The sequence below is a fragment of the Longicatena sp. genome (genome assembly GCF_982403165.1).
On record NZ_CEVYEL010000023.1, the window covers coordinates 1 to 22839 of the forward strand.

The 22839-nt window shown below is 37.6% G+C and carries 21 protein-coding genes; 3 read left to right on the forward strand and 18 right to left on the reverse strand.

Annotated features, from left to right (window positions below; genetic code table 11):
• Window positions 1–191: 191 nt before the first annotated feature.
• The 6 genes from AC1VS3_RS06640 to AC1VS3_RS06665 all read right to left on the reverse strand — a co-directional run bounded on the left by AC1VS3_RS06640 (window position 192) and on the right by AC1VS3_RS06665 (window position 6153).
• Entirely contained in the window at window positions 192–857 is a 666-nt protein-coding gene (locus AC1VS3_RS06640; protein WP_008690463.1) for a site-2 protease family protein, read from the reverse strand.
• Window positions 858–1056: 199 nt separating this feature from the next.
• The gene (locus tag AC1VS3_RS06645; protein WP_008690461.1) at window positions 1057–3006 is read right to left on the reverse strand and encodes an ABC transporter permease; all 1950 of its coding nucleotides are present in this window, start codon (window positions 3004–3006) and stop codon (window positions 1057–1059) included.
• Complete coding sequence (locus AC1VS3_RS06650; RefSeq protein ID WP_008690460.1) at window positions 2993–3757, reverse strand: ABC transporter ATP-binding protein; 765 nt, start codon at window positions 3755–3757, stop codon at window positions 2993–2995. Before AC1VS3_RS06650 ends, AC1VS3_RS06645 begins: the two co-directional genes overlap by 14 nt.
• A gap of 93 nt (window positions 3758–3850) precedes the next feature.
• Window positions 3851–4843: a sensor histidine kinase gene (locus tag AC1VS3_RS06655; protein WP_008690459.1), complete on the reverse strand. Its 993-nt coding sequence runs from the start codon at window positions 4841–4843 to the stop codon at window positions 3851–3853.
• Window positions 4840–5502, reverse strand: coding sequence for a response regulator transcription factor (locus AC1VS3_RS06660; RefSeq protein WP_008690458.1), 663 nt, complete (start codon window positions 5500–5502; stop codon window positions 4840–4842). The genes AC1VS3_RS06655 and AC1VS3_RS06660 overlap by 4 nt, the downstream gene beginning before the upstream one ends.
• Before the next feature lie 90 nt (window positions 5503–5592).
• Window positions 5593–6153 carry a VanZ family protein gene (locus AC1VS3_RS06665; protein ID WP_017144746.1) on the reverse strand — a complete coding sequence of 187 codons (561 nt, stop codon included), beginning with the start codon at window positions 6151–6153 and terminating at the stop codon, window positions 5593–5595.
• Window positions 6154–6363: 210 nt separating this feature from the next.
• Between AC1VS3_RS06665 and AC1VS3_RS06670 the strand changes: the two genes are divergently transcribed.
• Window positions 6364–8037 carry a putative bifunctional diguanylate cyclase/phosphodiesterase gene (locus tag AC1VS3_RS06670; protein WP_008690456.1) on the forward strand — a complete coding sequence of 558 codons (1674 nt, stop codon included), beginning with the start codon at window positions 6364–6366 and terminating at the stop codon, window positions 8035–8037.
• A gap of 46 nt (window positions 8038–8083) precedes the next feature.
• Here the strand turns inward: AC1VS3_RS06670 and AC1VS3_RS06675 are convergent, their stop codons facing one another.
• Window positions 8084–8506 (reverse strand): PH domain-containing protein, encoded by a 423-nt coding sequence (locus tag AC1VS3_RS06675; RefSeq protein ID WP_008690455.1) that lies wholly within the window; start codon window positions 8504–8506, stop codon window positions 8084–8086.
• A gap of 170 nt (window positions 8507–8676) precedes the next feature.
• On the opposite strand from AC1VS3_RS06675, the gene AC1VS3_RS06680 reads away from it, so the two are divergent.
• Window positions 8677–9159: a hypothetical protein gene (locus AC1VS3_RS06680; protein ID WP_128125067.1), complete on the forward strand. Its 483-nt coding sequence runs from the start codon at window positions 8677–8679 to the stop codon at window positions 9157–9159.
• Between the two features lie 247 nt (window positions 9160–9406).
• Here the strand turns inward: AC1VS3_RS06680 and tpiA are convergent, their stop codons facing one another.
• Both tpiA and AC1VS3_RS06690 read right to left on the reverse strand, forming a co-directional pair.
• Window positions 9407–10153, reverse strand: coding sequence for a triose-phosphate isomerase (tpiA, locus tag AC1VS3_RS06685; RefSeq protein ID WP_008690451.1), 747 nt, complete (start codon window positions 10151–10153; stop codon window positions 9407–9409).
• 25 nt (window positions 10154–10178) lie between these two features.
• Window positions 10179–11357, reverse strand: a complete 1179-nt coding sequence (locus AC1VS3_RS06690; RefSeq protein WP_008690448.1) for a phosphoglycerate kinase — start codon at window positions 11355–11357, stop codon at window positions 10179–10181.
• A 229-nt stretch (window positions 11358–11586) separates the two neighbouring features.
• Between AC1VS3_RS06690 and AC1VS3_RS06695 the strand changes: the two genes are divergently transcribed.
• The gene (locus AC1VS3_RS06695) at window positions 11587–13164 is read left to right on the forward strand and encodes a GGDEF domain-containing protein (protein ID WP_008690447.1); all 1578 of its coding nucleotides are present in this window, start codon (window positions 11587–11589) and stop codon (window positions 13162–13164) included.
• Window positions 13165–13256: 92 nt separating this feature from the next.
• Here AC1VS3_RS06695 and AC1VS3_RS06700 read toward each other — a convergent pair whose 3' ends face one another.
• The 9 genes from AC1VS3_RS06700 to AC1VS3_RS06740 form a co-directional block, all read right to left on the reverse strand.
• Window positions 13257–13892: an HAD family hydrolase gene (locus AC1VS3_RS06700; RefSeq protein ID WP_008690445.1), complete on the reverse strand. Its 636-nt coding sequence runs from the start codon at window positions 13890–13892 to the stop codon at window positions 13257–13259.
• A 9-nt stretch (window positions 13893–13901) separates the two neighbouring features.
• Window positions 13902–14159, reverse strand: coding sequence for an HPr family phosphocarrier protein (locus AC1VS3_RS06705; RefSeq protein WP_008690442.1), 258 nt, complete (start codon window positions 14157–14159; stop codon window positions 13902–13904).
• Window positions 14160–14252: 93 nt separating this feature from the next.
• Window positions 14253–15314, reverse strand: a complete 1062-nt coding sequence (locus AC1VS3_RS06710) for an SIS domain-containing protein (RefSeq protein ID WP_008690440.1) — start codon at window positions 15312–15314, stop codon at window positions 14253–14255.
• Window positions 15315–15351: 37 nt separating this feature from the next.
• Window positions 15352–16173: a PTS system mannose/fructose/sorbose family transporter subunit IID gene (locus tag AC1VS3_RS06715; RefSeq protein ID WP_008690439.1), complete on the reverse strand. Its 822-nt coding sequence runs from the start codon at window positions 16171–16173 to the stop codon at window positions 15352–15354.
• The gene (locus AC1VS3_RS06720; protein WP_008690438.1) at window positions 16166–16960 is read right to left on the reverse strand and encodes a PTS mannose/fructose/sorbose/N-acetylgalactosamine transporter subunit IIC; all 795 of its coding nucleotides are present in this window, start codon (window positions 16958–16960) and stop codon (window positions 16166–16168) included. The genes AC1VS3_RS06715 and AC1VS3_RS06720 overlap by 8 nt, the downstream gene beginning before the upstream one ends.
• Window positions 16957–17448 carry a PTS sugar transporter subunit IIB gene (locus AC1VS3_RS06725; protein ID WP_008690437.1) on the reverse strand — a complete coding sequence of 164 codons (492 nt, stop codon included), beginning with the start codon at window positions 17446–17448 and terminating at the stop codon, window positions 16957–16959. The genes AC1VS3_RS06720 and AC1VS3_RS06725 overlap by 4 nt, the downstream gene beginning before the upstream one ends.
• Window positions 17442–17876: a PTS sugar transporter subunit IIA gene (locus AC1VS3_RS06730; RefSeq protein ID WP_008690436.1), complete on the reverse strand. Its 435-nt coding sequence runs from the start codon at window positions 17874–17876 to the stop codon at window positions 17442–17444. Before AC1VS3_RS06730 ends, AC1VS3_RS06725 begins: the two co-directional genes overlap by 7 nt.
• A 152-nt stretch (window positions 17877–18028) precedes the next feature.
• Window positions 18029–20851, reverse strand: a complete 2823-nt coding sequence (locus tag AC1VS3_RS06735) for a sigma 54-interacting transcriptional regulator (RefSeq protein ID WP_008690435.1) — start codon at window positions 20849–20851, stop codon at window positions 18029–18031.
• A 291-nt stretch (window positions 20852–21142) separates the two neighbouring features.
• Window positions 21143–22654 (reverse strand): IMP dehydrogenase, encoded by a 1512-nt coding sequence (locus AC1VS3_RS06740; protein ID WP_008690434.1) that lies wholly within the window; start codon window positions 22652–22654, stop codon window positions 21143–21145.
• Window positions 22655–22839 lie beyond the last annotated feature (185 nt).

The window sequence follows — 22839 nt, forward strand, 5'->3', positions numbered from 1 at the left end:
ATATACAGTAGTCTTAATCAACTAAAAAATTTTCACTGATTTATAATTTTCATTATCAAACTCGTATCACAAATATGAAATTCACAGAATAATCTAATTTTTGCTTTTCCATCTTCTATACGTCATGTAAACATTGACGTCTTTCATAAAACAATCTGCTTCCACCTGCATCACATAAAAAAGGAACAGGTTTACCCCATTCCTAATAACACACGACTGATTGTTGAGAAACAATTGACGATCGCACTTCTTGCATAAAACAATGGGCCATCTAATACACCACTGACCAATACCAGTATCAATGCGAAGGATAAATACATTTCATAACGCATCAAATTGAAATAAGTTTCTTCACTAAGAACACCCATTAAAATCTTAGAACCATCAAGTGGCGGTAATGGTATTAAGTTAAAGATACCTAATCCAATGTTAATAAGTGCAGTCATATAACTCAATTGAAACAGATAATCGGCAACAGCACCTGAATAATTGCTATAGAAATTAAAACGAATCATCAAATAGCATAAGAATACACAGATAAAACCAATCAGCATATTCATCAATGGTCCAGCTAAGGCTGTCCAGATCATGCCTTCTTTTTTATTACGATAATAATAAGGATCTACTTCCACTGGTTTGGCCCATCCAAATTGAAAGAAAAGCAAACATAAAGTACCAATGGGATCCAGATGCTTTAAAGGATTTAAAGTCAAACGACCTCTTTCCTTTTGCGTATAATCACCCAGCTTATAGGATACAAACGCATGAGCAAATTCATGAAAGCTCAAAGCAATTGCCACGGCCGGTATCAGATAAATCATTTCACGCAGAAAACTATTGAAATCATAACCAAACATGATGTTTCCTCCTTCTGGTAGTATTCAATAGTATAACAGATTCATACATAAAGGTAAAGAAATGCTCTGATCCTGCGCGTAAAAGCAAGAATATCATAGATCAACCACTCTATATAAAACGTGAGTCTGTTGCCAATAAGAGCGTAATGCTATATAGAAAGCAACGATCAAACTTTGTATGGGCGATACTTTTATTATTTTATATATCCAAATTACGACGACAGCTGATATAGGTTAATGCATAATAAGCAAGATAAATGGTAAAGAACAATGCAAGTGTAATTCCTAAATACATATACATTGGTGTTGTCGCATCGGTTGTGGTAAACATAATATCCAAGCTGTTCAGTATGGGAATCATAAAGAAAGCAGGCAGCAGCAACGGCAATAGGAAATACAATAGATTCTGATAATGTAAAAGACGATATAACGTTTTGCGTGATGCGCCCATTTTATGCAAAAGCGCATACTCATATTTTTGGGCTTCAAGATCACTTAATTGCTGCGTGGCTAGGATGGTACCGGCAGCACAGATGAAGATAAAAGCAGCATAGAATAAACAAAAAACAATGGTCACATAGGAAAACATGGATGTTTCCACATAGCTGCTATGCAAACGAACACTGCTATACTCTTGTAACTGGGAATTGCTGCATCGTTCATAAAGTTGATCTTCCCAAGCACTTGGTAATTCTTTGGCACTTTGCGCTACATAATAAAAGGTATCTCCTTTTACTCCTTGCACATACACATCAGGCACAACTACAAAATACATTGTCTGTAATATTTCCTCGGTACAGACATAGCGCAGTTTCATAGGCTTTCCATTGATGGTAAACGGATGCTTGCGGCAATAACTTTCCATAAGTTCCTGCTGCTTCTTACTTACAACAAGCATGTATTCATCCTTTTCTAAAGCAGGTACTTTTTTGCCTTTTAATTGCAATAATCGTTGTACATCAGCATAACGCATAAAGGTCGTTGTCCGATAATACGTGGAATCATATGCCGTATGATCCAATGCTTTCGCAAAGGTTTGTTTCACCTTTACATCATCCCTAAGATGTGTATAAGTTTGATACGTATGATCTTCATAAGTAAGCTTTTTTTCAGCTAAAAATCCTGCCGCCTTTTTGATATATTGCTGATGTTGGGTAATCACTTGTAAATCAAAAGGAGCTGCACTATGAATCGTCAAATCCGTTGTTTCTTTAAACTTCATGCCAAAGCAAAGAAAACAAATCGTCACTAAGGTCAATAAGGATAATGTTGCCAATACAATACGATTTGAGCGTAACCGCCCTTGCAATCGTCCCAACAAAAACATCCTATTGTGTTGATACTTCAATTGTTTATGCTGATCTAAGAAATGCTGCAAGAAACCGGAGAGTCCCAAAAAACAAGCATAAATTGATGCAATGATCAGCAAGACAGCCGGTAACAATTTTTTGGTTTCTTCAACATCACGTATCCCATTGCGCATGCCATCATAAAATAACTTTAGTCCCACGGCTGCACATAAAATTGCCCCAAGCATGTACACCAGCGTATGGAGGCGTCCTTTTTTCACTGTTTCATTTTGCTGATCCTGATACAGCAGGGTATGAATATTTACATGATGCAAGATACGATATTCTTTCACCAATTCATATGCATATAGGATAAGAAAGGCGAGAAAGGTAACACCTGCCGCTGGAATGGAAAAGCGAAAAGCAAACTGATAAGCGATGCCAAAAATATGCTGAATGATGGCTAATAAGATTTGAAAGGTAAACAAACCAAGGATACAGCCAATGCCATAAGCAAAAAGTCCCATGCAAAATTGTTCCAACAAAAACATGCGACAAACTTGTTTACGCGTCATCCCCATCAATAAATACATGCCAAATTCTCGACTGCGCTTTCGTAACATAAAGTTCGCTATATAGGAAATCAACCAGCCAATCACAATAACAAGTCCCATAGATACAACCAAAATAACCTGAGCAAATGCATCCATATGCTTGCTAAGCTGTAGCACTTGTTCACTGAACGCTACTGCCATAAAAGAATACATCAACATCATAGATATGACCATCGTTAACATGAAGATGGCATATTCTTTCATACTGCGTTGTAAATTACGTAAAGTGAGTTTAACGTATAGCATGTACATCACCGCCTAACAGCATCATGACATCTAAAATCTTCTGATAAAATGATGAACGGCTATATTCTCCGCGATATAGTTCATTAAAAATTTTACCGTCCTTTAAAAAGAGAATTCGTTTCGCATAAGAGGCACTGAATGCATCATGTGTAACCATCAAAATAGAAGCATGATCTTCTGTATTACGCTGTAAAAGCTGTTCCATAAATAAATAAGACGCATGGGAATCTAACGCTCCGGTTGGTTCATCTGCAAGTATTAAGGAAGGCTGATGGATCATAGCTCTGGCACAGGCACAACGCTGCCGCTGTCCTCCGCTGACTTCATATGGATATTTCAGCAATACATCTTCAATACCGAGTCGCTGCGCCATCTTTAACACTTTTTCATCAATCTGCTTTGTATCGTAATGCAATAGCGTTAAAGGAAGCGCGATATTTTCATCTATACGCAGCGTGTTTAATAAATTTAGATCCTGAAAGATAAAGCCAAGCTGTTGTTTCCGAAAAGCAGCTAATGCTTCTTCCTTTTTCATAGACACATTTTCATCCTGTACATAAATATCACCGCCACTTGGTGTATCGATGGTCGCTATGACATTTAATAACGTTGTCTTTCCACTGCCACTTGCCCCCATCACCGCAATAAATTCCCCTTGTTCCATAGTAAAACTAATATCATCCAAGGCTTTACATAAATTTCCGCCATTTCCATAATATTTTTCTACGTGTTCAACTCTTAACAATGTCATCTTGTTCACTCCTTTACACATTCAGTATAAAGGTTTCCCTTTTCTGTTTGTATGATGTTTCCTTACGCTGTCCTTACAAAGTTGAAAGAACTTTTATTTATGAAAGCGTAGCTGCATATCGGTAAACACGCCTTCCTTAGAACGCACCATTATTTCTATCTGCAGCGCATCACAAAGTCGTTTGCATAAGTATAAACCGATGCCAGTCGCATGTTGATTATGCTTTCTTCCATTTTCACCCGTAAATCCTTTTTCAAATATTCGTGTTTGATCCTGCATAGGAATACCAGCCCCATTATCCTGCACATGTAAAGTCACATAGGAAGCATCATGGGTAATGTATAAATATAAATGCGCTTTTTCTTTTCGATACTTGACAGCATTTTCAATCAATTGGTTCAATATAAAAATAACCCACTTCTCATCGGTTGCCACAATTGCCGATGTAAAAGCAAAATGAATTTGTAAAAACGCACTGGTGCATAAATACTTGCACTGTAACAAAGCCTCACTGCAACAATCATACAAATCACAATACTGTATTCGTAAATCTTTTTCCACATTTTCACTGCGGGCATAAAATAATGCCTGTTCCACATAATGCTCTACCCGCTCCACTTGCTGCAGCATATCCCGCTTGCGCTTATCCTGCACATTCTCACATTGCAGCTTTAATGCCGCAATAGGCGTTTTAATTTCATGTACCCATTGTTCCACATATTCCTGATATTGCAATCGTTCTCTTTTCACTTCACTGATTTTTTCCAACATGCTTTTATTACCAAGACGAAGCAGGTAAGCATAAAACTGTTCCTGTGGATCTTTATCATGTCCTAAGACTTCCTGTAATAAATATTTCTGATCCAATGTCTGCGCAATTCGTTCAATCTCTTTTTTCCGCTTGCTGCGCTGTCTGCCTACTTTTATTATATATGTGCATACCATACATCCACTCATAACATTCAGGAATGCTAAAACTTCCCATGCTATGCCCATGCCATATAAAACACCATCACATAACAGCATCCATAAAAACATAAGAATCAAAAAGAAAGCATGTCGCGCAAAGACTTCTCTTACATTCATATCCAATACCCCTGTCGATGTCTGGTATGAATGAACGCTTCTACACCGAGTTCCTTTAGTTTCGCACGTATTCTCGTAATATTCACACTTAATGCATTATCATCAATAAATAGTTTATTATCCCATAAATCATCAATCAAGTCATCACGGGCAACGATTTCTCCTTTATGACAAAATAAATTGTATAAGATGCGCAATTCATTCTTTGTCAATTCACACTCTTTGCCCTCATAAGCTAAAACACTGCGAGCAACGAAAAGATATACACCACGATGGGTAAGAATGGTTTCGCCATGTGCATACGTGCGCTTTAAAACAGCTGCGATGCGGGCTATAAGAATACTGATATTATATGGTTTCGTGATAAAATCATCACCACCTAAAGTCATACTGCAAAGCTCATCCATATCCGTATTGCGACTTGTCACAAAGATGATTGGCACACCGGAAAAAGAGCGTATCTGTTTGCATAATACAAAACCATCGGTATGGGGAAGATTAATATCCAACAGAATACAATGCGGTTCTTCACGCTGTAACAATAATTGCATATCTTCCATCAAATTCCACACACAGCAAGCATATCCCTGCCGCCGCAAAACCTCGGATAATTCTTTTACGATTGTTTCATCATCTTCAATGAGCAATATCTTATACATGGCACTCTTTCCTTTCTTGTTGTTACTTGTCCTAACTCATTATACACGAAAGAAAAAGATGACGGCTGTCATCTTTCAATATTGTAAGAACTATTCATACATCTCATTGACCTTATGTACCAACAAAGAAATGCCACTGGCAAACCAGGAAAGCACCGTCCAGATACAAGTTGAAACAAGAGCTCCAAACGTATCCAGATAAACATCCTTCATACTCGAAGTTCGGCCGGTATAGCGTTGATGTAGCTCATCGCCAAAGGCAAAACAGAAACAGATACCGACAGTTAATAAAAAGCGCAAGGTCTTATTTACACCGAGAATGGCCAAGGTGATATAAATACCACATGCTAAAGCAAAATAAATCGAGAAATGGGCCAGTTTACGTATATTGGAATTCCAGTCACTGCCATATGGCGAATGCATAATGACATAATACTTTATTTTTTCCGAAAGCTGCATTCCCTTCTCAGAAGATTCTAGCCTTGTCTTTACTTCTTGTTTGATTTTTTCCGTAACGATTTCACTTCGTAAATTTGATTGCGCACCATTCTCCGCTGACAGCTTGTAAATACTAAACATAACCGAACCGCTGATGCCCAAAAATAACAATGCGCAGAAAATACGAATACCCATATGCTTTTTCTTTTTCATAAAGTTCATCACCTTTGCCCTATTTTAAAACAAATTCATAAGTGTGACAACCATTAATTCCACACTTCACAAAATCTTAAGAAAGCCTTCACATAATGGTTATCTTTTTTACTTGTTTGGTTATATTATCGGGTATAAAATTTATTCTTTATTCTATGAAATTCATTGGAATCATGATATATTAGAAGAAGAGAAAGAAGAGGAATGGCTATGGATAACAGAGATTTATTTCGTCAGTTTCATATAGATGCAAGCCTTTTTTATGATGCCATCGTAAACAGTACAGATGATTACATCTATTTAGTTGACATGCAAAGCGATATATCTCTGATATCTGAAAACATGTATCTTGATTTTGATTTGCCCGGGCGTTTAGTAAAAGGACTGGTTCCTATCTGGGGTGATCTTATTGTCGATAAAGATCGTAAACGTTATGATGAATCCATTGCCCGTATGCTAAATGGAGATACTGATGAGCATAATGTAGAATATCAAATACGTAATCGCAAAGGTGAATTGATCTGGATCGTATGCCGTGGTTTATTAAAGCGTGATCAGGATGGGGCACCGTTACTGTTTGCCGGGATGATCACCCGTTTAGAGAACAAAGGAAGAATTGACCATATCACCGGTCTTTTAACTCAGAAAAGCTGTATTGATCATTTAGCCATTCTGTTGGAAAGTGGAAAACATGGCAGTATGATGTTACTGGGTCTTGATGACTTCTCACATATTAATACCTTACAAAATCATGTATTTGGCGATATCGTTTTACGTCAGTTTGCTCAGGATATTCAAAGTTTACTGCCCTATGATGCGCAGATTTATCGTTATGATGGTGATCAATTTGCTATTGTTTATGATGAAGCCGATGAAAAGAAAACCGATGAGCTTTATCAAAAACTACACGCTTACAGCAACCATCCGCATCAAAGCGATGCCGGTTCCTATTATTGCACCGTTTCAGCAGGAGTCGTTATGATTCCTGAAAATGGCAATGACTATTTAGACTTAATTAAATATGCCGTCAGTGCGTTAGAAGCCAGTAAACAGAAAGGGAAAAATACATGTACCTTTTTCAATGATGATTTAATTAAACAGAAACTGCACCAGATTGCCATCAATGAAGAATTACATCATAATGTGTTACACCAGATGCGTAATTTTTATGTAGTATATCAGCCATTGCTTCATACGAAGACCATGAAGATACAAGGCAGTGAAGCTTTAATGCGTTGGAAAAGTGAAAAATTCGGCGATATTTCACCTATTGAATTTATCCCTGTTTTAGAATCCAGCGGCTTGATCATCCAAGCTGGAAAATGGATTCTGGAGCAAGCGATTGCCACTTGCAAAGAGTGGAGCAATCTTATAAAAGATTTTGTCATGAATGTTAACGTATCGTACTTACAAATATTAGAAGATGATTTCGTAGAAACCATTCGCAGCTTATTAGCAAAATATGAATTAGCTCCGGAACATATCGTTATAGAATTGACTGAAAGCTATTTTGTCACCGATATGGGGCCAATACGGGAATGCTTCTCCACTTTAAGAAAAATGCATATCCGTATCGCCATGGATGACTTTGGTTCTGGTTATTCTTCCTTAGGAATGTTGACACAGGCACCTGCCGATATTGTTAAAATTGATCGTTCCTTTATCAATGCCATTCATACCAATCCGTTTAATCTCTCTTTTATCAATGCTGTCATCTCTTTATGTCACAGCATTGACATTGAAGTTACCGTAGAAGGGGTAGAAGAAAAGAACGAGTTGGATACCGTCTGTACGCTGCAAGCCGATACCATTCAAGGATTCTATGTCTCTAAACCAATTTCGAAAGCAGCCTTTCACAAACAATATATCACAGCCAAACAGTAAAAAAGCTGCATTGCACTGTAAATAAAAACAGAAATGCAGCTTTTGCTTATAATATTTTAGAACGATGCTTCAATTGCGCTATAAACTCATCTTTTTTTACCGGTGAGATAAGTATTTCTTCCTGCTCATGCGCTTCATTCACATAAGTGATATCCAAGCGATCATTTGACAAAGCCACGGAGGAATAAGATGCCTGTGTTTCTTCAATACTTGTAATCGCAAAATAATGTATTTTCTTATGACAAAAGCAGGCACTTTTGATTTCTAAATAATCTTCCTGAAATGCATACCATGTATCAAAGGTTGCCCACAGTAATAAGAAATCTATACAAAAAACAGCCAGTAACTCTATGGCATCCAGAGCGATATCCTTTTGATGTATCACCAAGCGCAGCATCATAAATGTACAAAATGCCATAAAGATCAACGCCGCTATCCAAAACGCACCTATCTTTGACTTTACTTTCATAAATATCTACCTCTTTTATAACCTATTATACGTGATTCTATTAAAAAAGAAAAGCCTTACAACCAAGAGAAAAAAGAAAGAAAGGGATGCACATGCCAGCTCTTAAAACCATCGCGAAAAAGCCTAAATGCTTGATAATCCTATCAGTTTTTTGCATATGCCTGCTGCTTATGTTTCTATATCAAAATAACAAGACACCAAAACTTGTTTATCCGACTGAATACCAGAATATCTTAGAACATATGGAAACAGAGGATATAAAACAATATAAGAAAGACAAGGAACGATTAAAAAGCTTAATACAACAGACACAAAAAGACATTGCGCATTGTCATCAAGTAAAAAAGAAACTATCTACACTTGAAGATCAAAGCAAGGAAGCCGAGCGTGCCATGTATGATGCGATGGATAAAGCTTTATATGTAGGAAAATTCATCTGTAAAGTTAATACTTGTCAGGGAAATCCTGATGATCCAAATTATAATGCTTTCCTTAATGCTACAAATCATCTGGTTGCTATGAAGAAACAGCTGGCAGATGCCAAAACAGCCTTAGCTAAGGCAAAAGAAGAAGCAGAGCAGCTGACACATTATAAACAATTACTACGTCATATGGAAAAGACGCTAACTCAATTGCAGAAGAAAACCAGATAAGCAATGGCATAAGCCGATGTAATACAAAGGAAAACTAGCGCGGTTTTCCTTTTTTGATGTACGCTATTTGCTAAATGAGCTTAGACTGCCATAGTACTCCTACTTAAGATAACAGCAAAGCATTTTTCTGATTAAAAGCTTACAATATGAATGATAAACTGTATCTTAAATGAAAAAGGCTAGTTGATTATGAACTGCATACATTGAAAAAAGGAGCAGATTGCTCTACTCCTTCACCTATAAGATCTTATTTTGTTTTTTCGATGATTTCAATAAAGCTGTCTGCTTTTAAGCTAGCTCCACCAATCAATGCACCATCGATATCTGGGCAAGCCATATATTCAACGATGTTGTTAGGTTTTACAGATCCACCGTACTGTACACGTACATTTTCCGCAGCTTCATCACCATACATGACACGAACCTGATCACGTACGATAGCGCAGCAGTTCTGTGCATCTTCTTTTGTAGCAGATTTGCCAGTACCGATTGCCCAGATTGGTTCATAAGCGATAACCATGTTACCAACACATTTTGGACATAAGTTAGCCAAAGAACCACTCAACTGTTCACGGATAACTTTTTCCGTTTCACCAGCATCATACTGTGCTTCTGTTTCACCAATGCAAAGAATTGGTGTGATACCTGCATCAATTAAGCGTTTTGCTTTTTTGTTTACGGTTTCATCAGTATCCCCAAACATCTGACGACGTTCAGAGTGACCGATGATACAGTGTGTAACGCCAACTTCCTGCAGCATAGGTACAGAAACTTCACCTGTGAAAGCACCTGTATCTTCAAAATGGCAGTTTTCAGCAGCTACGATTAAGTTTTTAGCACCTGCAACAGCTGTAGCTAATGCAGTATAAGGAGCGCCGATACCATAGGTAGCGTTGTCACTTGCCGCAACACCATCTACAGCTTCCATGAATTCTTTTGTTTCCTTCATGGTTTTATTCATTTTCCAGTTTCCGACAATAATTGGTTTTCTCATGATTTATTTTCTCCTCTAATGTTTTTTATTTATCACTGATAACAGCGATACCTGGCAGTTCTTTACCTTCCATATATTCCAAAGAAGCTCCGCCACCGGTAGAAATATGAGAGAATTTTTCAGCGAATCCTAACTGGATTGCCGCTGCTGCAGAATCTCCGCCACCGATAACTGTTGTAGCTCCTGGTAATTCAGAAATTGCTGTACATACTTCCAAAGTACCCTTAGCAAATGGTTTCATTTCAAATACACCCATAGGTCCGTTCCATACAACAGTCTTAGCACCAGCTAATTCATTCTTGTACAGTTCAATAGATTTAGGTCCGATATCTAAGCCCATGTAATCTGCAGGGATGTTGTCATTGTCAGCAACAACTGTGTTTGCATCTTCTGCAAATGCATCAGCACATACATGATCAACTGGCAGGATCAATTTACCTTCAGCCTTAGCTAAATATTCTTTTGCCAATTCCAGCTTATCTTCTTCTACTAAAGATTTTCCAACATTGTAACCCTGTGCTTTCAGGAATGTATAAGCCATACCGCCACCGATCAGAACTTTGTCTGCTTTCTTCAGCAGGTTGTCAACAACAGCAATCTTATCAGATACTTTAGCACCACCGATGATTGCAACGAATGGACGTTCTGGAGTGTCAACAGCAGCACCCAGCATCTTTACTTCTTTTTCTACTAAGAAACCTAATGCGTTAGGTAAAATAGATGCAATACCAGCAGTAGAAGCATGTGCACGGTGTACGCTACCAAATGCATCTTCTACAAACAAATCACCTAAGCTAGCCCAGTATTTAGCCAATTCAGGATCATTTTTGCTTTCGCCTTTTTCATAACGAGTATTCTGAACAACAACGATTTCTCCATCGTTCAATGCTGCAACAGCATCTTCCAGTTCTTTTCCTCTTGTTACTGGTACGAAAGTAACTTTAGTATCAACCAGTTCACTTAAACGATCAGCTACACAACGCAAATCGTTTTTTGCTTTGTCTTCTTCTGTTTTTACTTTACCTAAGTGTGACATCAAGATAACTTTTGCATTGTTTTCAATCAGGTATTTAATTGTAGGTAACGCCTGAATGATACGGTTGTCATTTGTAATTTTTCCATCTTTTCTTGGAACGTTGAAGTCGCATCTTACGATAACGCGTTTTCCAGCAACATCTAAATCTTTTACAGTTCTCTTTGCCATTGTAAAATCCTCCTTATGTAACGGTCTTATTATACCACTAAGAGCCTTATTCGTAAACGTATTTTGCGAATTTGCGAATAAAATCACAATTTCTTAACAAGAGAAGATAACGCCGGTAAATTCTGAAAAATAACCACATAAATAGTATTTTTGTTAACGCTTTTATAGTATAATATGGATATCAAACATTCATAGCAAAAAATTATGGTTATAAAAAAGAGGGATGTATATGGATGAGTATAAACATAAAAAAGAGGAATTGATGAATCTGCTGGTACAGCATAGCAATGCGGATATGGATGATGAGTTTCAGCTGGCAAATGAGCTTCTGACATTAGGGGAAGCGCATAAAGATACCCATGCCATCGCCTTTGCCCACACCTTTCTAGCCGATTACCATCTGATGATTCGTGAACATGAAGCATGTCTGAAACATCTGCATATTGCATTAAACCTGGGAGAAGAATATCATTACACTGATTTATTACTACGCAACTACACCATTGCCGGTTTGTATTATAATTCTCATTTTGATGAAGTAAATGCTATTCAAAACTTATTAAATGCCTATAACTTAGCGGAGAATGAAAAAGATCTGCATCAAAAAATGGTAGTTTTAAACAATATTGCCACGATGTTTTTTCAAAAGGAAGATTATCAGGAAGCTCTGTATTATATTAAGATGGCATATCAAACCTTCTTGGATAAGAAAGCTACCATTATGACACATGCCGATCTGTTGGTTATCTTAAATCTGATACAGTTAGAAATCTTTAACGAACATTTAGATAAAGCCATAAAACGTTATCAAGAATATGCGGCGAAACTAGTATCCTTTAAAGCTTCGCCATTGTCGACACATGTCATTCGTTTATGTGAATTGTACCTTGCCAATGCCAGCAAACGTGTCGATAGCGTCAAACGAATTGCTGATTATTTCAGTGAAAGCAATCTTCATAAACATAAAAACCGGACCTATTATTTCACCTTCTACTGCGATATCTTTGCCATCCTCCTACAAATCAAAGATCAGGAACGAGCAGAAAAATATTTACAGTATATGGGAGAAATGTGTCTGGAGGATGATGTCGAACAACAGTTGCAATTGCATCGTAATTGGATTCGCTATGCGGAGTGTTTCCATTTAGAAAATGTCTTAATTAATTCCTATAAGCAATATTATATGTTACAAAAATTGGTTGAGGATATGACAAATAAGACAAAGTCAGAAAGTATGAAAGAAAAGATTAAAATGAACCAGATCATGAAAGAGCGTGATCGTTTCCGGAATGAGAAAAATCAGTTAGAGGCGCAGATAAAAATTGATGGTCTCACCCGACTGTTTAATCGTTCTTATTTTAATTCCCTGGTCTGTGCGATGCATAAAAACCCGCATGTATCAACAATTGGTATCGTGGTAGCCGATGTGGATTATTTTAAAGAATTCAATGATTATTATGGTCATCATATGGGGGATAAACTGTTACAAAACGTTGCCCGCTGTATGGATGAAAACGGCGATTCGCGTTTCTTTGCTGCACGTTTTGGCGGTGATGAATTTATCACCTTATGCGTAAATATCACAAAGGAAGATATCTGTGAATACCTCGATCATATCTATGAAGAACTTGATCAAATCGGCATGGAGCACAAGATGAATAAAGCTGCTGAAAAAGCGACAATTTCCTGTGGCTTTACGATCTTTCAAAATGATGATCTATTCCGTTATGAAGATGCCCTTACCATGGCTGATGCTGCATTATATAAAGCAAAGGCTGCCGGTAAGAATCAATATAAGCAGTATTAAAAGCTCTTTAGAGCTTTTTTATTTGATGTCATTTGCATTAAAATAAATAGCAACGAAATCATCGCGTTTTATATTTTTAAGATGTATTGATGTTACCGTAGGATGTTATAAACATCCTGAGGATCGTATAAACAATACGTATAGGGTAGTTCTTCTTCACTGACAACTCCCCATTTTGCCCATGCAAAATCAACACCGGCAGCTTTCGCACAAAGGGCATCGTTGATAGAATCGCCAATGAATAGTAATTCTTGCGCAGTCAAATTTGTTTGTTCCATAATGTAATATAAAACATCCGGTGCCGGTTTTGTATGCTTTACCACATCCTGCGTACCAATACTAGAAAAGGCTGAAAAGATATCTGCATCAAACATAGATTGCAATTCTAAAAAAGCCGTTGTATTTCGCGAAGTGGCTATTCCTAATGCAATCCCATCGTCCAGCAGTTGTCGTAAAAGTTCTTGGATACCTTCAAAGATATGCGTATGTGAAGAAAAATCTCCACACTTTCCAAAGCATAGTTCTTCAAATTGCCGTTTACAGCTTTTCGGTATCTGTAAATAGGCTAGGTTTTCCTCATCACTCATATAATAACAAGGAATAAAAAACGCGTAAGGCTGCTTCTTACGTTGAGGAAACATGGAGCTATATCCCTTTTGTATCATCGCAATCATAGCGGAAGAATCAAGTAACGTGCCATCACAATCAAAGACAATCATTTTATACATGTTATCACCTCATAAATAAGAGTGGCAGTATTGCTGTAACGCCTTCACAACGCGGCATTCATCCTCACCACAAATTTCAAATAGGATTTCTTCATCTTTATGAATACTAAGTTCCATTATTTCTACCATTCTTTTCGCATTCGCACATCGATTTTGGCAATATAGTTTTATATCACTTTGATACATTCTGGCAAATTGTGCTAATGCTGAAGCCGGCCTGGCATGAATGCCCATCATCTTTTTTACTTTATATGTTAATTTCTGCATAGTTTCTCCTAATCTTATCGCTTTGATAAAAAAGATGCTGATATGATTATTGAAACACTTCTTTCACATCAGCATCCTTTGTATAATTATAACTTAATCATCATGTGTATTAAAGTAACCTGCTTCAGGTAATGGCCCAATCGTCTTAATATTGATACCATAGTCATAGGCAAGCCGCGCTGCTAAAATTTCTACTACCGGCGCATATTGTAAGAATACAAATGGTGTTTTTAAAGGTTCAAAAGCCAAATCACATGGATGTTTGCTGTCATTGCCAATTACGAAGGCATCGCCTACTTTGTCACGGACATAACGAATCAAACCTTTGGTAATATTTTCATTGTGGCCATCATCGAAAATGATGACTGCATGACGATTTGTATACCCCATGGTAGGTCCATGCATACCATCATCCATATCATAACCAACACACAAGAATCTTCTGGCAATCTCCAAAACCTTTAAAGCGCCTTCCAATGCTGTACCATATAATGTACCGGCACCATAGATAACAAATCCATCCTTATTCATCAGTTTCCATTTATTCCGATCAAACCATTCCATCGTTTTGTCACAGATTTCATGATGCATATCAGCCGCTTTTTGAGCATCTTCCAGATATTTTGCATACTCTGTTTCACTTAATGCCTGGCGCTTTAAGCCGATTTCCATGGCAATGATCATATGCGTAAATACAGACATACAGTAACCGATCGTTCGACAGCCAAATTCCTCATTATCTGTTTCCATCAGAACATGGCAGCCACTCTCTTTTGCCAAAGGTGTTTCGGCACTTTCTGTAATTGCTACTGTCGCATAACCAAGTTCTTTCATTTTACGCTGTGCGATATTTACCAAAGTAGAAGTACCACTTTGCGATGTGAAGATGTATAAACCATTTGGATTAAATACCCGTTTGGCTAAAAAGATGTTGGGCAATATTGCTGTAGAGGCAATGCCACTTGCGGTTTCCACAAACTCCTTAGAAGTTTGACAGGATGTATGGCTGGTTCCAGAGCCGATTAAGATAATTTCATTTATGGTGGATAAGCGATCACCTAAATAATCAAACATATCTTTTGTTAATGCTTTCCTTTCCTCTAAAACTTTACGTACGGGATTAGGAACACGACGAATTGTATCAATAAGATTCATTAGCTACTCCTCCTTTTGCTATTTCAGCACAATATTTTTAAAAGATACCAATATATTTTCCGACGATGCCAAGCACCATAATGATGGCAATTAATGTTGTCGGTTTGATGTTCTTGTTTAAGAGCTTAAAACAAGCAAGGGTCAATAACAGTGGCAATAAACAAGGGAAAATGGTATCAATCATTTCCTGTATCTTTAATTCACTGCCATTCATGGTAAATACATAACCGATCTGTACGGAAACCATTGTCGCTGTCATTGCTCCTACGGTCATAAGTCCGACAATGCTGGCAGCTTTGGTGATAAAGCTCATGATACCACTTTCTTCAGCCTGCAACATAAATTTAGACCCCATCTTAAAGCCGACATAAGGCAATAAGATACGACATGGTTCTGCCAATAGATTAAATAAGACTAAGAATACAATGGGACCCAGAATATTGCCATCCTTGGCAAGACTTAAGCCGATTCCCATGGTAATCACACGCCATGTACTTTGAAAAATAGAATCTCCGATGCCGGCAAATGGTCCCATTAAGGATGTACGCACAGCTGCAATTGAAGCTTTATCAAACTCCTTATCCTTTGCTGCCTGCATTTCCATAGCCGTATTTAGTCCTGTGATGAACCCACCGACGACCGGGTTTGTATTAAAGAGTTCATAATGTCGTTTATAGCCTGCAATACGTTCTTCCTCAGTATCGTACATCTTATTGATGACAGGAATCATGGTCCATAAATATCCCATAGCCTGAAATTTTTCCCATGTATACACTGCATTAATTTGATGTGAACGTCTTGCTACTTTTGCCATTAATTTGCCATCTTCTTCATTCAAACCAAATTTCTCTCTAATCATCGAATAATTCCTCCTCTCCCTCATTTACTGTTGGAGATGTTTCACTTACCGTATGTCGTTTACTGAATTCACCCTCAAAGAATAAAACGATGACAATAATGACACCAAGTAAAGCGATTGACATCAAAGGCATACCACAATATGCTGCCATGATAAATCCTAAGAAGAAATAAACAGCAAGTTTCTTTTGCCACATCATCTTTAACAATAAACCAAAACCGACTGCACCTAACATATTCGCTGCTACCCCCATGCCATCTAATAATGTTTGTGGTAAACTGTCGATAAAAGCACTCATGACATCAGCACCTAAGAAAACAGCAAGTCCACAGATGGTACCATTAAAGATTTCATAGGATATTGAAACTACTGGGAATATTCTTTGCAAAGCTTTCCAATTGCCTTTTTCTACTTGACGTTCCACATATGGTGTAAATAAAGAACGTATACCAATGCCTGGAACAAATAGCATTTGACAAACGATAGATGCCGGTACTGCTAAAGCAATTGCTGTTTCAATACCTTTACCAAGTATAATGGCATAAGCTGCCCCAACAGCTGTTCCATGAATGGAATCCGGTGGCACTGTGCCGCCGATTGCCATAACACCCATAAATACCAATTCCAATGAAGCCCCTACCTGTACTCCTGTTGTAATATCCCCTAAAGCGATACCCATTGCCGTACCGACAACAAGTGGTCGTGTGATCATCGGATTACATAACCAGACATCCAAGAAGTCCAGTAAACAAACAGTAACTCCGACAAGTAGTGCTTGAACGATCATACTTCAACCTCCTCCTCTCGTAAGTATTTATCGATACTGATTCTATGTTCCGTAGGAACCATACGTAATTCTACTTCATCAACTCGTTTGCGCAGTTTCATCAAATCATGTAAATCATCGTTGTCTAAACATACAGCAGCCGCTATCATCTTTCCTCCTTCCTTATTTTTGACTCCACCAATATTCACACGATGAATCTGATCTGTCATACTGACAAGTCGTAAGGTATCCTGAATAGTTCTTGTGATAAGAAAAATCTTGATCTTTGCTGCCTTTGGGTTGTTAAGAAGAGCAGCTGCTTCATCAATCGTCTTAACCGCCAGTTTCACACCAGCCGGTTTTGCCATCTTTAACGCAAGCTTGCTCATCTCATTTGTCGCAGCCTCATCATTGGCGATCAGAATTGCTTCCGGTGCCACTGCTCCAACCCAAGTCACAGCCACCTGTCCATGCAGGAGACGATCATCAATCCGACAAAGTTCTACCATAATTTTTCATCCTCGATTCCTTTATCAATCGCATTATGTACTCTTTGGTAAGTAAACAAAAGCATATTATCCTTTGCATTTTGAATTACCTGTAAAAGCTTTTCTTCGATATCCCCTGTTTCATTCGCCAGAATCAACTCTAAAACAATAGATAATGTCATGCCTGTCAATAGAAATACATTAGGATAAACACAGAGATGCATCAGCTGATTATGAACACTGCCACCATAGATATCACACAGAATGATATATTCATGTGTGTTATCTTCGGCGATTTTTTTCTTCAACAGCTGATAAATATCTTGTGGCGAGTGATAGGTATCTAAACCATAAGCATCCACTCCTTCAATATCACCTACGATCATATTCGCAGCGCTTAGCATACCCTCGGCAAGTGAGCCATGAGAAGCTAATATTAAATTCTGCAATGTTTCTACCTCCCTTCTTGTTTTATGTCCTTCACCTATGATAAGCAAAAAGCGTGCCAACTTTATACAAAGTCACACGCTTATAACATTTCCCCGATGAATAGGAGAGATTTCTTGGTTTAGAAAGTTTCTAAACAAATGCTGAGAAAGGATCATTCAATACTATCCCACAATTCGTTGACACTCTCGTCCACTTCTTTGACACTATCACGCTGAAAGATACATTCATAGATATAGCCGATTTCCGACACCGGTATTTTCACATTGTAATGCTGTTCCACATCATGGAATGCTTTTTTAACAATGCGTATAAATTCCGTTTGTGTTTTTTCAAAAGTTTCTAAATGTTCAAATTTCGTCACATTTTTATTAATAATCAAGCGTTCTATCAAACAGCTGATGTGAATATACAGTCCCAAAATGACACTGCTGCTTAATTTCATATGCAATTCTTTCTGAATTGTCTTAATAATTTTTTCTACACTGTCAATGATTTTATCACTATCTAAAATCGTTAAGTAACTCAACAGATTATCCATTGAGAAATTTTTGATCATATTTTCATTAAAGGTTTCAATCTGATCCGGCCGCATGATACTTTCAAACACGGAATTCGTCTTTTCCACACTTTTCTGTTCGATCATCTCTTCCAAAGAGATGAACGGCACATCAAAGATTTTAGGATCTTTCGTTCCGACTGTAAATAGGACATTATATTTTTCAAAAACCAATGATGTCGTACCGGATTTCACTAATGAATCATAATCATAGGGTATCATGGCGATCGATACGGTCTTAGGTAAAGAATCTTCCATTAGCTTACTGATTTTTTCAGCTGTGCCAATACCCGTTTCGCATACTGCTAAAATAGCATCTTGTTTTTTACGATTTTTTACAAATTCATACCGATATTGATTGCGATGACTCGCTTGCTTTAAGATTTCCTGAATCGGCATCTCTTCCAGTATCATACTGCCAATATCTAACGCTAATTTTGTTGTGACATTGTTGATGATACCAATATCCATACGCTTCATGCCTTCCATTTTTTGATGAATCGCTTCTAAAGACCCCATATCAACCATAACAATTACTTCATTATAATTTTCTTTCCCTTTGATGTATTCACCTAATTTTTTTACCGTATCATTAAAATCACTTTCAATCGGCATATCAATTGCATCAAATATCCGCTGTTTCAATAATTGATTTGCCACTTCTGCTATGCCGCTTGCTATCGCGTAGCCATGGGCAATGATAACAGCAGGTATTGGAGAAGCAACCATCTCACGGTTAAAATAACGGAAAAAGAGAAATAAATCTAAATAACCAAATGGACCCGGGGTAAAACTTAAGGCATCTGAGATGAGCTGCCAGATATCACCTATGACATTGTATTCATTTGTGTATTCATTATGGATACGATTTTGAAGTTCTTCAGCTTCCTTGCGATTCTGTATTTTCAGTTGATTAATTGAAGAAAGGCTTTGCATATAATCGTTTAGAAAATGTACGATCATTGAGATTTCGTTATTTGAAAATTTCTCTAAATCATATTTATGAATAACAATATTCATGATATTGGTCAATAGATGATTGATCATATCCAGCTTTGGAGAATGATAGGTATGCTCAGTAAATAAAGAATCGATATATTGTTCCAATTTCAGACAGCAGCTATCTAAATAAGCATTCAGATCTTTTTCATATGCATGCAACGTATGGAATTTGTGAATCAGATATGCATTAAAATTATATAAGCGACTATCTTTATGGATGCTCAAAAACATATCTTCACTGTGAATCATCGTGCGATCATCGTAATCATACAAGGTGACATCTTTTCCGGTACTTTCTAATAAATCACTTGATAAATCATATATATGCAAAGAGACATCATCCATATCCTTTTGATTTCGTAAGAATGCTTTGGCGACACTTGCGCGAATGACATTTTTCAATTCCCCGATATTTCCTGTAAACGTATGGCGTTCTAATGTACGGAAGACAAGGTCAGACATGGAAATTTTACGTTGAATATGTTTCTCTTCTTCTTGAATTAAAAACTGTAAAAGTTCCCGTTTTTCTTGAAGAGGGCGTTCTGCTAGCGAAGGCACTTTCACAATAAGCGGAATTCTTCTTAATAATGTTTTTAAGAGGACTTCATCCGGCTGTTCCGTGGTGGCAAAAATCAATCGTGCATTTGATACATACCAAGTATCATTATCCCCCACCATATGATATATGCCTTTATCCATAAAAAGAAAGATTTTTTCCTGACATTCCGGCTTTAACCCATGCACTTCATCCATAAACAAGATACCGCCATCCGCTAAAGCCAATAACCCTTGGGTATCTTTTTCCGCACCGGTATAAGACCCCTTCTTATAACCAAAAAGATTGGTCATCAACATCTCCGGATTGTTTGCATATTCACTACAATTCATCGTCATAAAACGGCTGTCTTTAGACAGTATTTCCATCTCAACCCCATATTGGTACATTAACTGTGCAATCAGGCTTTTCCCGGTTCCCGTCGGTCCTTGTAATAAGATGGGAAGACCATGCTCCGGATAGCTAATCGCTGCTTTGCATTGTTCCACCACATAGCTAAGACTATCATTTGCTCCGATTAGGTTATGAAATGCATGCTGCTGTTTTTTTGCTAATATGTTCTTTAAATCTTCAAGCGTTTCATACAACTCCGCTTTCAATATAACGCCAAAGCGGTTTTCTAAACTTTTTCGCCAGAAAAAATATACTGGACGCGTATTCGTTTTAATGACGAGACCCTTTTGTTGAAATTCACTCATATAATGAGAAATCAAATTGCGGCTGCATGCAAATTGCGCACTCAAAAAGGATGAGGTAAGGGGTTCTAATCTTTCTTCCTGCCAATGCAAATCCTTCTCTAATTGCTCGCATTCCACTTGTAAGGTTTCCTGTAATTTCTCCCGAATATCCTTATCATTCATACGTATATTCCTTTCTCCTAACGAAAAGGTTGGTATTAAAAGCACCCCCAATATACATATCACGTATATATCTTTCTTGCATTATACCTCCTCTATATAACATATACAATGAGTTTTTAGATACCTTTTCTAGTAACCTTTACTTTTTCAAAAAAATGAATTACCTTTTCGTATTCATCGTGTGCAAAGCAGAAAGAAAAGACCACTTCTTGCAAACATATTGTTTGCGTCAAAGTGATCTTTTTACCTAATTATCTTACATAGTTGATTATGCCAGAATATAACGTATGGTTATTTGACTTTAGCATCAATCGTATTATCCTTTACGACAACATCGTGTGCGCCGCCTTCTACGATAGATGTAGAAGATACAAGTGTAATTTTTGCTTTTTTCTGTAATTCAGGAATCGTCAAAGCACCGCAATTACACATGGTATGTTTTACCTTGCTTAACGTCAGATCGACATTATCCTTCAATGCTCCCGCATATGGAACATAAGAGTCAACACCTTCTACGAATGAAAGTTTCTTACTTCCTCCCATATCGTAACGCTGCCAGTTACGTGCTCTGGCACTGCCTTCACCCCAATATTCCTTCATATATGTACCATTGATGGTAACCTTCTTTGTCGGTGATTCTTCAAAACGAGAGAAATAACGACCTAACATCACGAAATCTGCTCCCATCGCCAATGCTAAGGTAATATGGTAATCGTGTACGATACCACCATCGCTACAAATAGGAATATAGATACCTGTTTCTTTATAATATTCATCACGTGCTTTCGCAACTTCAATCGTAGCTGTAGCCTGTCCGCGTCCAATACCTTTTTGTTCACGGGTAATACAGATACTACCTCCGCCGATACCGATTTTGATAAAATCGGCACCTGCATCTGCTAAGAAACGGAAACCTTCAGCATCCACAACGTTTCCGGCACCGACTTTTACGCTGTCACCATAATGATCACGAATCCACTTTAAAGTGATTGCCTGCCATTCACTGAAGCCTTCACTTGAGTCAATACATAATACATCTGCACCTGCTTCTACCAAGGCAGGAACACGCTGTTCATAATCTCTGGTGTTAATACCGGCACCAACTAAATAACGTTTTTGGCTATCTAACAATTCATTTGGATGTTCTTTATGAGAATCGTAGTCTTTACGGAATACGAATGCTTTTAAATGCTGTTCCTCATCAATGATCGGCAACTGATTCAGTTTATGTTCCCAAATTAAATCATTTGCTTCACTTAAAGTACAGCCATCTTTACCATAGATCAGCTTTTCAAATGGTGTCATGAATTCACTGACTTTCATTGCTGTATCCATACGAGAAATACGGTAATCACGGCTTGTGATAATGCCTACAAGTTTTCCTTCCGCCGTCCCATCTTCTGTTACGGCCATCGTCGCATGACCTGTTCTTTCCTTCAGATCCAATACATCCTGTAAGGTAGCATCCGGACGAATGTTGGAATCGCTGTAAACAAAACCTGCCTTCGTCATTTTTACACGCTTTACCATTGCGGCCTCATCTTCTACGCTCTGAGAACCATAGATAAAGGAGATTCCTCCTTCTCTAGCTAAAGCACATGCCATACGCTCCCCGGATACAGACTGCATGATGGCAGATACCATTGGGATATTTAACGATAATGCAGGTTCTTCCCCTTTTTTAAATTTTACAAGAGGTGTTTTCAATGAAACATTTACTGGGGTACAATCAGAGCTGGAATATCCAGGTACCAATAGGTACTCGCTGAAAGTACGAGAGGGTTCTTCAAAATAATACGCCATAGTTCACATCTCCTTTTCTACTCAACTTATAAACTTTCCCGATTTATAATTGATATTTTAATACATTATAATGATTATCTGTTTTGAAGTCAATATAGTTTTGAAAAGATTTTCATTACCAGAGGCAGATGGTAAAGTTCTACCTTTTCACTCTTTTCTAACATGTGGCACTCTTTAAGGAAATG